Genomic DNA, 13909 nt, shown 5'->3' on the forward strand with positions numbered 1-13909 from the left:
CATGACTCCGATCTTCAGATTTGAGGGTATCTACACGCCGGTGGTGACACCCTACGCGGCGGATGGCAGCGTGAATTGGGATGCGCTGGCCGTGGTGATCGACTATCTGGTCGAACAGGGTGTACACGGTTTGATCTCGGGTGGATCGACCGGTGAGAATTATGCCCAGACCGTCGATGAACGGCTGCAACTTGCGCGCTTTACCCACGAACGTTTGAAAGGGCGAGTGCCTCTGGTTGTGGGAACCGGAGCGATGCTGACTGGCGATTCCATTGCATTGGCTTCAGGCGCGCGCGAACTGGGCGCGGATGCGATCCTGTTGGCCAGCCCTCCGTATTCGGTGCCGACAGACCGTGAGAATGCGCTGAACGCTCTGGCGATCGACAAGGCGGCTGATCTGCCGGTGATGCTTTACAATTATCCGCACCGGACCGGCACGATGATGGGGGAAGAGTTCCTGGATCGTGTGGGCCGCAGCCGGAATTTCTGCGGCATCAAGGAAAGCTCGGGCGATATCAACCGGGTACACCTGCTGGCGCGGGATTACCCTCATATTCAACTGGGCTGCGGCATGGATGATCAGGCGCTGGAGTTCTTCGCCTGGGGCGCTCCGTTCTGGGTCTGCGGCGGATCGAACTTTCTGCCCGCCGAGCACGTGGCGCTGTATCAGGCCTGCGTGATCGAGGGCAACTTTGCCAAAGGCCGCCGCATCATGAGCGCGCTGATGCCGCTGATGCGGGTGCTGGAGCAGGGCGGCAAGTTCATCCAGACGATCAAGCATGGCGTCACGATGAACGGGATCGATGCGGGGATGGTCAGATCGCCCCTTAAAGGCCTGAACAAAGATGACAAACGCGCGCTGGAACAGGTGACGCGCGTTCTGAAACGCAAAATCGCAGATATCGTGGCGGAGGATTGAGGCATGAGCTTGCTGACGAAAGATGAATACGAATCCATCGCTGCGCATCTGGATTTGCCGACGGGCGCGTTCATTGATGGCGGCTATCGCCCGGCAATCTCGGGACAGGTGTTCGAGACCGTGAACCCCGCCACTGGCGCGGTGCTGACCAGTATTGCAGCCTGCGGTGTCGAGGATGTGGATTTTGCCGTTGAAAAGGCGCGTGAAGCGTTTGAGGACGGGCGTTGGTCAAAGATGCACCCATCGGATCGCAAGGACGTTCTGATCCGCCTGTGCAAGCTGATCACCCGCAACGCGCGGGAACTGGCGGTGATGGAGAGCATCGATAGCGGCAAGACCATCTATGACTGCGAAACCGTGGATGTGCCCGAGACGATCCACTGTCTGAAGTGGCATGCTGAGGCGATCGACAAGATTTATGATCAGGTTTCACCGGCCAGCGACGACCACATTGCCATGGTGGTGCGCGAACCCATCGGTGTGGTCGGGCTGGTATTGCCGTGGAACTTCCCCTTGTTGATGCTGGCATGGAAGATCGGGCCAGCATTGGCGGCGGGCTGTTCCGTTGTGGTGAAGCCTGCGACCGAGACTTCTCTGACCTCGCTAAAGGTGGCGGAGCTGGCGTCTGAAGCCGGGTTGCCGCGCGGTGTGCTGAATGTGGTGCCCGGCGGCGGCGCCGAGGTGGGTGAACCCATCGGGCGACATATGGGTATCGACATGGTGTCCTTCACCGGCTCGACCGTGACGGGCAAGAAGTTCCTGAGCTATTCCGCCGAAAGCAACGCCAAGGAAGTGGTGCTTGAGATGGGCGGCAAGAACCCGGCTATCGTGATGGACGATGCGGAAAATCTGGATCGGGTGGCGGCGCATGTCGTTAATGGCGCGTTCTGGAACATGGGCGAGAATTGCTCGGCCTCGTCGCGGTTGATCGTGCATAAGGACGTGAAGGCAGAACTGCTGGAACGGATCGCGCATCATGCCAAGCACTGGAATGTTGGCGACCCGCTGGACCCTGAAACTCGGTTGGGCGCGCTTGTCAGTGAAGGGCATTATTCCAAGGTGTGCGGCTATCTGGATCAGGCCGAAACCGTGCTGATTGGTGGCAAGGCGGAGAATGGGTTCGTCGAGGCCACGGTGATCGAAGTGCCCGGAAACGATGCCACGCTGGCGCGCGAGGAAATCTTTGGCCCGGTCTTGTCGGTGATCGAAGTCTCTGGCTTCGACGAGGCGATTAGCATTGCTAATGACACTGAGTATGGCCTGTGTGCGTCGATCTTCACGGCCAACGCCAAACGCGCCATCCGGGGTGCACGGGCGATCCGGGCGGGAACCGTCACGGTCAACAGCTTTGGCGAAGGTGACATCACCACACCATTTGGCGGTTACAAGCAATCGGGGTTTGGTGGTCGGGACAATTCGGTCCATGCGCATGATCAGTATACCCAGCTGAAAACCATTTGGATTGATCTGACTGATGACGAAGATGAGGCGGTGGATTGACGAGCTACGCCGCCAAACGGTTGCCCCGGCAGACCGGCGCGGCGGGATGGAATGCGATCCTGCCGCCGCAGCAATCGCTGCCCCGGCTTGAGCAAGACCAGACCGCAGATGTGACCATCATCGGCGGTGGTTTTGCCGGGCTGACGGCGGCCCGGCGACTGTATCAGCTGGATCCGGGTCTGAAGGTTGTCGTGCTGGAGGCCGGGCGCTTTGCCGAAGGCTCGGCCGGGCGAAACTCGGGTTTCATGATCGATCTTCCGCATGATCTGGCTTCGGACAACTATGCAAGCGATGGGTTGGAGGCGGACCGAGCCACGATCGCGCTGAACCGTCAGGCCATATCCTTTGCAACGGAGGTGGCAGAAGAGTGTGATCTGTCGCTAGAGTCGTTCGACTCGTGCGGCAAGATCAATGCCGCAGCGACACCAGATGGAGATCGGCACAACGCAGATTATGCAGCTCATCTGGCGCATCTGGGTGAGCCTTGCGAGCTGTATGATGCGCATCAGATGCAGGCGCTGACGGGCAGTCCGCATTACACTTCGGGTCTGTTTGCGCCGGGAACCGTGATGATTCAGCCCGCTGCTTACATCCGTGCCCTGTCCGCGTACCTAGCAGGACAGATTGGGGTGTTTGAGAATTCACCCGTGACTGGGTTCAGTAAGAAGGGCAGTGGCTGGGAAGTCGAATCCGAAAAGGCGCATGTGTCGACCGGCCGCATTATTCTGGCCAATAATGGACACATCGAGAGCTTTGGTTTCTACCAGCGGCGTCTGATGCATATCTGCCTCTATGCTTCGATGACCGAACCGTTGAGCGAGGCGCAGATTGCCAAGTTGGGCGGGCAGCCGCGCTGGTCGGTGACGCCTGCGGATCCGATGGGCACTTCGGTGCGGCGGGTTTCGGGCAGCTATGGGGATCGTATTCTGATCCGAACCTGTTCCAGCTTTCATCCTGAAATTCACAGTAACGAGAGCCATTTGAAGCGGGCAGGCAAAGTGCATGACCGTAAGTTTCAGGAGCGGTTTCCGAATTTGTCCGATGTGGGGATGGAACATCGCTGGGCCGGGATGCTGTGCCTCAGCCGCAATGGCTCGGCGGCTTTTGGCGAAGTCGATCAGGGGGTTTTTGCCGCGTGTTGTCAGAACGGTCTGGGCATTGCGCGCGGCACTTTGCAGGGAATGGGTGCGGCAGAGTTTGTGCTGCAGAAAGAATCCGAGATTGCCGATCATTTTCTGGCGCAGCCGATGCCACCACGGTTGCCGCCCGAGCCCTTCGCCTCCATCGGTGCCAATGCGTATATGCGCTGGAAAGAGTGGCGATCTGGGGCTGAATAGCTCTGGGACCAATTATGGCAGGCTGAGTTTCGCCATCCGCCCGCCATCGACTGTATAGACTTGGCCGGTGATAAAACCGGCCTCATCTGCGGCCAAGAAGGCTACCAGTGCGGCCACTTCTTGGGGATCACCTGTCCGGCCAACCGGGTGAATGCGGGAGATATCCCGGCGGAACGCGGCGGGGTCGTCCATGCTGTCGATGAAATCGAGGTTGAGATCGGTGTCTATCCAGCCCGGAGCAACCGCATTGCAGCGGATGCCCTCTGCGCCATGGTCGACGGCAACCGCGCGGGTCAGCCCGTGCAACCCGGCCTTTGAGGCGCAATAGGCGGCATGGCCCGGATTGCTGCCCAGCCCTTCGACCGAGCCGATGTTGACGATGCTTCCCTTAGTTTTGCGCAGATGCGGCAGAGCGGCCTGGATCAGCAAGAAAGGGGCGGTCAGGTTGACCATGATGTTGCGTTGCCAATCCGCCAGAGACATGTCGTCGACAGATGCTTCCTGCATCATGCCCGCGTTGTTGACCAGCACATCCAGCCGACCCGCTTGAGCAATGACCTGCTCGATGATTTGTGCGGGGCTATCGGGGTCTGAATAATCCGCATGGAAGGAGGGGAATTCGTCGTCCATTCCACGTTGAGCGGTGTAGACATCTGCGCCTTCAGCACGCAGGCGATGTGCGATGGCGCGCCCGATGCCGCTGCGTCCGCCAGTAACCAGCGCAGTTTTTCCGACAAATCTGTTCATTGCACCGGCTTGCCTCCGTTCACTTCAACCAACGCACCGCACATGTACCGCGCGGCGTCCGAGGCCAGAAACAGGATCACGTCCGCGATATCCTCGGGTTCGGCAATCCGGCCCAACGGCACTGATTTTCCAAGCTCGGCAACGGCACTATCGGGATCAAACCCCCGTTTTGCAAAGCCGGAGCGCAGCATCGGTGTGTTCACTTCATTCGGGCAAACGGCGTTTATGCGGATGCCCTGATGCGCGTGATCCTGCCCCATGCATTGTGTGAGGCTGGCAATGGCCGCTTTGGTCATGCAGTAGATCGCATGATCCGGGCCGGGTCGGAGGCCCCAGCAGGACGCGATGTTCACGATTGTTCCGCCTCCTGCCGCGGCCATGATTGGAATGGCGGCCCGGCAGATGCGGAACGGCGCCTCGACATTCACGCCCAGCGACAGGGACCAATCCTCATCCGAAGCCTCGGTCACAGCCCCGCGCGTGATAACGCCAGCGTTGTTGACCACGATATCAAGACCGCCCAGGGCCTGTGCGGCTTTGGCGGGTAGCCCGTCGGCATAGGCCGGATCCAACAGATCGCCGGGCAGATGCGCTTCTGCTTCGATCCCCTCCAGCGAGCGGTCAGCCACCGCCACTTGCGCACCTGCTGCGCGCAGGCGCTGTACGAGAGAGGCTCCAATACCTCCGGCGGCACCGGTCACTAGGGCTGTTATTCCATTGAACTCCATGTTTGCCCCCAATCAGAACGATGCGACTGGCGCGCCAAATCGGCTTTCGTCAGGTGATACGCCAAGCCCCGGTGCGGTCGGAACGCGAATATGGCCGCCCTCAATCCGGATGCCGTTTTCGGGATCATAGTTGCCTTCGATATAGGGTGCAGCGAGCCATACGCCTTCGAGTAGTTCAGGCTTTACCGTCGCGCCGATGTGGGTGCAGGCAGCCGCGATAATGTCTCCGCCCCAACTGTCATCACAGGTATGGGGTAGGTTGCGGGCCTCGCACAGGTCGCGGAAGGCGCGCATCGGGTGCAGGCCGCCTATACGCGTAACTTTCATGCCGAACCCGTCCACCAGCCCAGTGCCTGCCGCGGTGATGATGGTGTTCAGACTGGTGCTGTTTTCATCCATGTAGATCGCGTGGCCAACCTGTGGTCGGATTTTCTGCAGATCTTCGATCGTGTTGCAGGGCTGCTCCATGATGAATGGAATGTCGGGACATTCGCGGCTGACACGCAGCGCGTCGCGCGTTGTCCAGCCACGGTTGCCATCCACGGCAAGGCGCATGCCCGAGCCGCTGATTACCTCCCAAACTTTGCGGATGGTTTCGATATCCAGTTCGACCGGGCGACCGCCGACCTTGATCTGCAGGCGAGGATAGCCTTCGGACTGCTTATCCGCAGACAACCGGGCGATGTCATCCGGTGCGCCGACGCCTGTTGCGTAATACGAGGGCACTTTGTCGGTTACAGCACCTCCCAGCAGGGTCGATACACTTACACCATAGTGTTTGCCCAACAGATCGTGCGCCGCGATATCAATTGCCGCTTTGGCGTAGTTATGACCGTTCAAAAGGCCGTCCATTTGGCGATGCAAGCCAAGCGGCGAGACCTCAGCGCCCAGCAGATCTGGTGCCATCTGCGCTAGCGCGGCCCGTGCGCCTGCCGAATGTGCTTCGGCATAGGTGGGACCGACCGGACAGGTCTCGCCCCATCCGACAAGGCCGTTATCGGCAACCAGTTTGACCAGAGTTGTATCCAGAGCCCAGACCTGGGCGCGGGCCATGGTGTATGGGCCATTTTTCACCGGTAGATCATGGCCGTAGATGTGGATTTCAGCAATTCTCACGTTTTGTGTTTCCCGATGTCTCTGAATGGAAAAGACCCGCCCAATAGTTCGGGCGGGTGAGTTTCAGGGGAGTGTATCTCAGTATATTTGATTCAACTCATCGGCTGCCGGAATTTCTCGTTCACGCCGTGCGATGTAGTCCAGCAGCTCTTCGTTCTTTGCGATGTCGAGAGTCGGCTCCTGATACTCGGCTAACAGTTTCCGGGCGTGTCTGAGGGCGCGTTCGGTGATCTCGACGCAGCCCTCGGCCTGCCATTGCTCGATCGAGTTATTGTCGAACATGTCGGGCATGAAGAACGCGCTTTGGAAATTGTCCTGCGTGTGGGGGTGCCCCAGATAGTGCCCGCCCGGGCCGATATCACCGACGGCAGAAACGGCCTGATCAAAATCGTGCCACTTTGGACCCTCGGCCATGCGATAAGCCATGGCACATTGTTCTGCATCGACGATGAACTTAGCGGTCGAGCAGTGCATCCCGGCTTCGTTCCAGCCTGCCGAATGCCAGATATAGTTCGCCCCTGCATGGATCACGGCCTGCAGAGTGGTTGCGGATTCATAGCCTGCCTGTGCGTCAAAGGTTTTTGCCCCGCCCAGCGTGTTCGAGGTGCGCCATGGTACGTCATAGTACCGGGCCATCTGTCCGATCATGAAGTTCATCAGGCTGATCTCGGGCGTACCGGCCATCGGTGCACCAGATTTCATCGATACAGTCGACAGGTAGTGCCCGTAAATCGCAGGCGCGCCTTTGCGGATCACCTGCGTATAGGCCAACGCGCTGAGCGCTTCGGCGTTCAGCTGCGCCACGGTGGCGGGTACACTGGCAGGCGTGTTGGCCCCGCCTAGTACGAAGGGCGAGCACAGCACAGGCTGCTTACGGCGACAGAAGGCCCGCATTGCCCCCAACATGGTTTCATCCCAGACTAGCGGGGAGTTGCCGTTGCAGTTGCCAGTGGTGACAGGGTGATCCTCAAGGAAATCCTCGCCAAACAGGATCGCGCACATCTCCATGACATCTTCGGCATTCTTGGGACTGGTGGTCATGCCCATGAAGGTCTTGTCCGAGTGTTTCATCGACGAATAGGTGATCCGCAGATGTCGCTGGCTGATCGGGTGGTCATAGGGTTCGACGATATGATGGGCCGACGAATGAAGCGCGGGTAACATGTGGCTGAGCTTGTGGAACATCGCCAGATCTTCCAGCGTCGGGTTGCGGCGCACATCGTCCAGATCGCGCAGGAACGGCGCGCCGGTCATCGGTACAAAAATCGAGTGTTTGCCACCAAGTCGAACGTTCTTTTTCGGATCGCGCGCGTGGTAGGTGAAGTCTGACGGGATGGTCGCGATCAACTCGCGCACCAGACCGCGATCCAGATAGACCAGTTCACCTTCAACTTTGGCACCGGCCTTTTTCCAGTCTTCCAGCGCGATGGGGTCGCGGAACTGGACACCCACGTTTTCCAGAATTTCCATCGATGCCGCATCGATGCGTTCAACCTGAGTTCCGTCCATCACTTCGCAGAGCGGTAAGCCATGGGTCAGCCCTGGTAGCATCTCGAAATTTGGAGCGGTGCGGATGGCGCGTCGGGCAGAGCGCCCTCCGGTACGTGTGGCAGTGGCAGTTCTGGTCATATGGTGCCTCCTTCCGGTTCAGAGTGGAACGGAAAGGGTGGGGCTCACATGCAGGAATGCGAAAGTCTGTTGCGAAATACGACGCCGGGAGTCGTCAATAATGCGGCAATCCGAAGAAGGTTATTGATGTTGGTATTGTTGTCTCAGGTTTGACAGTCTCATGACCAATTAAGCATTGGCATTTTCCGATGCTTGGGCTGCATTATCCAAATTCGTTTCACAGGTTGGCGTTCATCGATTTCAGATGATTTCTTTTTTGAGGGCTTGCATACTTAAATAGTGTTGTTGGCCGAGTGGATTATGCATGTTGCGCAGGTTTCTAAAGATATCGATAATTTCATTTGCCGCAGTGTTGATGGCTTTGATTGTGTTTGTCCTGGTCGTCGTCGAGGACGCTCCACTAGTCGAAGCAGGAGCACCACCTTCTCCTAAAGATGTGACAGAAGCGCGTGAATTCGTACGAGGCCTGAGGTCCGCTATTCAGCCAAAGCTATCAGAAACGGCTTCATTCACTACGAACGAGGATCAACTCAATAGTGTCTTAAAGCTAGGAGGGCGCTTCGTTCCCGGATTTCGCGGCGAACTCAGTGTTGATGGTAAGAGCGTTTATGGAATTGCCTCAGTCCCGGTTCCGTACACTAACAAATGGATGAACCTGCGTGCATCTGTACCTGAATTTGAAGGCCCATTTGTGCTTTCAAGCGTTCAACTAGGGCCCGTCACAGTCCCTCCAAGTCTCGCAATTAGCCTCGCGCGAATAGGCGGTAATGTAATTGTGGGAGAGCAGTTCGGTAATATCGTTCTGAACGTCGCGGATAGCATGCATATTCATGATGGCAACGTGGCCTTCCGTCTGACGATGAACGAAATGGGTAGTAACGGATTAATGCGAGGGATTTTTGGGAGCTTGCGTGGTTCCGACATGCCCGACTCAGGAGACATTGACCGCTATTATTTGGAGTTTCGTTCAGCAATGGATCTCGGCGAACTGCCGACAAGCGGAAGTTACCTGCCCTACTTGCTGTTTATGCTAGAGGCCGCTCAAGAAGGAAGCCAATCCGAGGGTGTGGCGAACGCTTACACGTCCGCGATTATTGCCCTTACACTGATTTGTGGCGCGAAAGACTTTACCTTGATTGTTGGTGGTATGGTTGGAAGTGAATTTGCTGAGGACAATAACTGGAAAGCTGATTGTGGTGAATTGACTCTGAATGGGCGCATTGACAGTCGCCGACACTTCACAACTGCCGCCGCGTTGCAAGCTGCAAGCAACCGTGGCTTTGCCGTATCAGTAGGAGAATTCAAGGAGCTCTACGACACCGTTAAGTCTGGAGGTTTCGACTTCACCGACTTGGCGGCGAATAATTCTGGAATTCGGATGTCGAACAAATTTATGTCTACACCAGCCCCTGATTGGGCTGAACTCATACATGGGATCCGGTCGGAAAATGATGTCATCATAGGATTCGAAGATATTCCCCAGATCATGTCCGAAGAAGATTTTGAGAATAACTACAAAGATGTCGAGAGCATCGAGTATCTTAAAATGCTGAATCTGATCGAGGCTCGGATCGATGAACTTGAATTGCATAGACGCGGTAATCGCATCGATTGAACGTCATTCACCTTTGGTGGACTTAGACGCGAGGAAATGCCCAGTCCGAACTCAAAGCGCACCTCTGCCAGCCTGGCGCTAATATAATTCAGATTGAATTGTTCAATCTGAAATACCAGCTGCTAATCTGTGGAAGCCCAAAGGTGGCCGTTTACCTAGATCAACCCAGTTTCACCACCGTTCCACTTTTTTCTGCACTTTGTATGATCGGCGTTGGCAGCACCGACGCGGTGACCATCAGGCCCGCATCTGCCACCTTGCGGGCAACCGGTACAATCTGGCTCTAGGTGAACAACCCTGATTGCAAAGATAGCATATTGTTCGATGATGGTACGATATTCTCAGCCCATCAAGGTGCGTAGATGCCGTCAAAGATTCAGCGTTATCACTCTTGTTTCTTTTGATTAAACTCCAGCGCCATCTCATCGAGAATGCCAAAAGCCACCGGATAAAAGCTTTCGAATAATTCGATCACCGCAGCTTCCTCCGCCGGATGATGTTTTCCGTCAGAGTCTGTTAGTCGGCCCATACGAAATACAATTTCGGTGCCTTCTTCAGTCGGGACCAATTCATAAGTCTCAATATTCGTAAGACCTTCGATGGAGGAGTTGTGCAGAATGTCGGTTACATATTCGAATGGCTGCCAGTCGACGATCAGCATCTGAAAATGTGCGGCTTCATGAATGCAGTGCAAACGAACGCCGACCGATGTGCGCGATGCATCTCCTTCGCGGTAGGCGTCCTTCAACATCATCCAGCGCATCTTGAGCCGGGGATCTGTAAGCATTTCCCAAGCCACTCCCGGGGGTGCGTTCAGCATGTGCCGAGTTGTGAATACGGCATCTTCGTCTGTAACGCGGACAGGTCCGGCGACTTCTCGGTATCGTTGCCAGGCTGCAGCAAGGTCATACACCCGCATCGGCACGTCGCCAAAGTGCTCGAACTGAGCGCTGTATTGCATGAGATCAGACTCGATGCCCATTGCCTGGAACGCGTCTTCCGAGAACAGCGCGTAGCTGAGGATACCAGTATACTCTTTCACATCGGTTTTCGCCATCCGATGCACGAGTATGACGTCAGCACCGGAAATATCTTTCATTGGGCCAATCGAAAGCTCTTCAAATTTCCCGTGATGCGCAAGGATCTTCAGATCGAGATCAGCAACGTTGCGACATGCATTGCAGGGACAAGTTGTGTTCTGCACAATGTTTCGACGGCGTTCGGCAAACGCCCGATAAAGGCTTTCACATATGTTGAGGAAAGTTTCACCTGAAGGGAACGGTCCACTCGAATACGCGAGAACGGCGTCACCCTCGAGGCCTCGCAACTTCATCGGGTCTTTCAGTTCCATCACAATTGCCTCAAGCAAAGAATGGATGATTGGGTTGGCGTGTTCCAACTCAGACCGGGTCAAGTATCCTGTGTAACCGGTGATATCGGCGATTAGCAGGTAACCTGTCTGAACAGACATAATCACAATATCCCTAATTTCGAACGTCAAAACTCATGGTAGACTTTGAAACTATTTCGGGCAACGCAGTTCAAAAACAAGAGCTGAACGACCAGAAATGGCACAGGCTGATACCAGTTTCTGACAATTGATCTTCTCTTTCGGACCCATGGCGATCTTCGTCGGGTGAATGCAAAAAAAATTGCAGATCGAGTTACTCGATCTGCAACAATTTCTCCAAAGGACAAATGCTTGATAGAAGTTCTTTGACTGGATTAACCAAGTTTCACCAGCGCGTGGCGCTTCTTACCTGCGCTCAATTTGATGGGCGATGACAGTGCGCCTGCGTCGATCATCAGGCCCGTATCAGTCAGCGGGGCATCATCCAGCTTGGCGCCGTTTTCGGCGATCAGGCGCTTGGCCTCTTTACCGGATTTGGCGAGGCCAGATTTAACGATCAACTGAACGATGGACATGCCGTCACCCAGTTCCGATGCGCTGAGGGTTAGGGTCGGGAGGTCTCCGCCAACGCCGCCTTTTTCGAACACTTCGCGCGCGGTTGCCTCTGCGGTTGCTGCGGCTTCGGCACCGTGCAGCAGGGTGGTGACTTCGTTTGCAAGGCGCACCTTGGCCTCATTGACCTCGGACCCTTGCAGCGCGCCCATGCGATCGCATTCGTCGACCGGAAGCTCGGTAAAAATTTTCAGGAACCGGCCTACATCAGCGTCGGTGGTGTTGCGCCAGAACTGCCAGAATTCGTAGGGCGACAGCATATCGCCGTTCAGCCACACGGCACCGCCCTGCGACTTGCCCATTTTACGGCCATCGCTTGTGGTCAGCAGGGGCGTGGTCAGGCCGTAGATTTCGTGATCCAATACGCGGCGCGTCAGGTCGATGCCGTTCACGATGTTGCCCCACTGGTCCGAGCCGCCCATCTGCAGAACGCAACTATACCGGCGGTTCAGTTCGAGGAAATCATAGGCCTGCAGGATCATGTAGTTGAATTCGAGGAACGACAGTGATTGCTCGCGATCCAGCCGCGATTTCACGGATTCAAAGCTCAGCATCCGGTTTACTGAGAAATGCCGCCCGATATCGCGCAGGAAATCGAGGTAGTTCAGGCTGTCCAGCCACTCGGCATTGTTCAGCATCAGCGCGCCGGTCTCGCTGTCATCATAGGACAGGTATTTCGAGAACACCTGTTTCATGCCCGCGATGTTGGCGTCGATTTGTTCAGGGCCCAGTAGCGGGCGCTCGTCCGAGCGGAACGAGGGATCGCCGACCTTGGTTGTGCCGCCACCCATCAGGGTGATCGGTTTGTGCCCGGTCTTTTGCAGCCAGCGCAGCACCATAATGTTCATCAGGTGTCCCACATGCAGAGACTGCGCCGTGGCGTCATAGCCGATATAAGCCGTCTGCACCCCAGAGATCAGCGCGTCGTCAAGGCCCTGATAATCGGTGCAGTCGGCGAGAAAGCCGCGCTCGATCATCGTGGCGATGAAATCCGATTTGGGGTGGTAGGTCATATCGTGCCCTTTGGGTTAGGTTTGCGGGGCACTGTATATGCGGCGTCAGAGGCAAGGAAAAGGCACCATTTCCAAGAAAAATGCCGCTCGCGCAGGATGTGGCTTGCCTTGTCTTTGTATTACCGTGCAGGTTGTGCCCAGAACCCTGCGAAACGGGTGTATGAACGGAACAATGAGGTCGATGTGGGCAGGGTCATCAGCAAATCGGGAGCGATCAGATCGTTAGGCGCCATGTCAGGAACCTCTCTGGACGGTGTCGACGCGGCAGTGATCGAAACCGATGGGCAGGAAATTTTTGATTTTGGACCAATTGCCTACCGGGCGTATTCAGAGGAAGAGCGTGAGACCTTGCGCTCAGCGCTCGGGCAGTGGCATGGCTCCAAAGTCGATACTGCAGCTGAATTGGTAACTCGCGCGCATGCCGAGGTTCTGTCTGAATTCGAAGAAGTTGACCTGATCGGCTTCCACGGCCAAACGCTGGCGCATGAACCACGTGGGCGTGGGACTTTGCAGGTGGGTGACGGTTTGGGCCTGTCGCAGGCCCTTGGATTACCAGTGGTTTGGGACTTTCGCAGCGACGATGTGGCGCTGGGCGGCGAAGGGGCACCGTTGGCACCGTTCTTTCACTTTGCCTGCGCCAAGTGGATTGGGGCGCAAGAGCCGATGTGTTTCCTCAACCTGGGAGGTGTGGGAAACCTGACTTATGTCGATCCGTCATTTGATGGACCCGAAGCACCTGGGGCGTTGCTGGCTTTCGATACCGGGCCAGCCAATGCGCCGGTAGATGACCTGATGCAGGCGCGATTGGGCCTGCCGATGGACCAGGATGGCGAGCTGGCGCGTGGTGGGACGGTCGAAACCGGTGCGCTGGAGCTGTTTCTGGCCGAACCTTTCTTTAATCGTATGCCCCCCAAGTCGCTGGATCGGAATGATTTCTCGGAAATGATCGATCTGGTGAAGGAACTGAACGACGCAGACGCGGTCGCCACGTTGACGGGCATGAGTGCAGCAGGTGTTGTGCAGGGAATGGAGCATTGCCCCAAGCCACCTTCGCGCATTCTGGTGACCGGGGGTGGCCGCAAGAACCCGGTGTTGATGGAAATGCTGCGCGTATCGCTGGATTGCCCGGTAGGGCCGGTTGAGGCGGTTGGTCTGGACGGCGATATGCTTGAAGCCCAAGCATTTGCCTATCTTGCGGTCCGGGTGGCGCGGGGCTTACCAACATCTGGTCCGGGTACAACCGGGGTCAGTGCGTTGGTTGGAGGCGGCGTCGTGTCGTCGCCAGCGCGGAGTGAGGTGGTTGGCGGGTAGGGCGCTCTGCCCTCGGTCGCTGCGCGTCCTC

The 13909-nt window shown here is 56.7% G+C and carries 11 protein-coding genes; 5 read left to right on the plus strand and 6 right to left on the minus strand.

Going from position 1 to position 13909, the window contains the following annotated elements; all coding sequences use genetic code 11:
• Position 1: 1 nt before the first annotated feature.
• Genes ACR0IU_RS05605 through ACR0IU_RS05615 form a run of 3 tightly spaced genes read left to right on the plus strand, consistent with a single transcriptional unit; the run spans position 2 to position 3756 of the window.
• Positions 2–919, plus strand: coding sequence for a dihydrodipicolinate synthase family protein (locus ACR0IU_RS05605; RefSeq protein WP_480651682.1), 918 nt, complete (start codon positions 2–4; stop codon positions 917–919).
• Between the two features lie 3 nt (positions 920–922).
• Positions 923–2419 carry an aldehyde dehydrogenase gene (locus tag ACR0IU_RS05610; protein WP_480715539.1) on the plus strand — a complete coding sequence of 499 codons (1497 nt, stop codon included), beginning with the start codon at positions 923–925 and terminating at the stop codon, positions 2417–2419.
• Entirely contained in the window at positions 2416–3756 is a 1341-nt protein-coding gene (locus ACR0IU_RS05615) for an NAD(P)/FAD-dependent oxidoreductase (protein WP_480715540.1), read from the plus strand. The genes ACR0IU_RS05610 and ACR0IU_RS05615 overlap by 4 nt, the downstream gene beginning before the upstream one ends.
• 12 nt (positions 3757–3768) lie before the next feature.
• On the opposite strand, the gene ACR0IU_RS05620 is transcribed toward ACR0IU_RS05615, so the two are convergent.
• From ACR0IU_RS05620 to ACR0IU_RS05635, 4 genes are all read right to left on the minus strand, one after another.
• Positions 3769–4503 carry an SDR family NAD(P)-dependent oxidoreductase gene (locus tag ACR0IU_RS05620; RefSeq protein WP_480715541.1) on the minus strand — a complete coding sequence of 245 codons (735 nt, stop codon included), beginning with the start codon at positions 4501–4503 and terminating at the stop codon, positions 3769–3771.
• On the minus strand, positions 4500–5231 hold the full coding sequence (locus ACR0IU_RS05625; protein WP_480715542.1) for an SDR family NAD(P)-dependent oxidoreductase: 732 nt from the start codon (positions 5229–5231) through the stop codon (positions 4500–4502). Before ACR0IU_RS05625 ends, ACR0IU_RS05620 begins: the two co-directional genes overlap by 4 nt.
• A 12-nt stretch (positions 5232–5243) precedes the next feature.
• The gene (locus ACR0IU_RS05630; RefSeq protein WP_480715543.1) at positions 5244–6347 is read right to left on the minus strand and encodes a mandelate racemase/muconate lactonizing enzyme family protein; all 1104 of its coding nucleotides are present in this window, start codon (positions 6345–6347) and stop codon (positions 5244–5246) included.
• Between the two features lie 78 nt (positions 6348–6425).
• The gene (locus ACR0IU_RS05635; RefSeq protein WP_480715544.1) at positions 6426–7976 is read right to left on the minus strand and encodes a trimethylamine methyltransferase family protein; all 1551 of its coding nucleotides are present in this window, start codon (positions 7974–7976) and stop codon (positions 6426–6428) included.
• 304 nt (positions 7977–8280) lie between these two features.
• Between ACR0IU_RS05635 and ACR0IU_RS05640 the strand changes: the two genes are divergently transcribed.
• Positions 8281–9591, plus strand: a complete 1311-nt coding sequence (locus ACR0IU_RS05640; protein WP_480715545.1) for a YfiM family lipoprotein — start codon at positions 8281–8283, stop codon at positions 9589–9591.
• A gap of 385 nt (positions 9592–9976) precedes the next feature.
• Here ACR0IU_RS05640 and ACR0IU_RS05645 read toward each other — a convergent pair whose 3' ends face one another.
• Both ACR0IU_RS05645 and tyrS read right to left on the minus strand, forming a co-directional pair.
• Positions 9977–11062, minus strand: a complete 1086-nt coding sequence (locus tag ACR0IU_RS05645; protein WP_480715546.1) for a DUF2652 domain-containing protein — start codon at positions 11060–11062, stop codon at positions 9977–9979.
• Between the two features lie 254 nt (positions 11063–11316).
• Positions 11317–12567 carry a tyrosine--tRNA ligase gene (gene tyrS / locus ACR0IU_RS05650; RefSeq protein WP_170773883.1) on the minus strand — a complete coding sequence of 417 codons (1251 nt, stop codon included), beginning with the start codon at positions 12565–12567 and terminating at the stop codon, positions 11317–11319.
• A gap of 231 nt (positions 12568–12798) precedes the next feature.
• Between tyrS and ACR0IU_RS05655 the strand changes: the two genes are divergently transcribed.
• On the plus strand, positions 12799–13878 hold the full coding sequence (locus ACR0IU_RS05655; protein ID WP_480651664.1) for an anhydro-N-acetylmuramic acid kinase: 1080 nt from the start codon (positions 12799–12801) through the stop codon (positions 13876–13878).
• Positions 13879–13909 lie beyond the last annotated feature (31 nt).

Source organism: Ruegeria sp. CL5 (genome assembly GCF_056536485.1).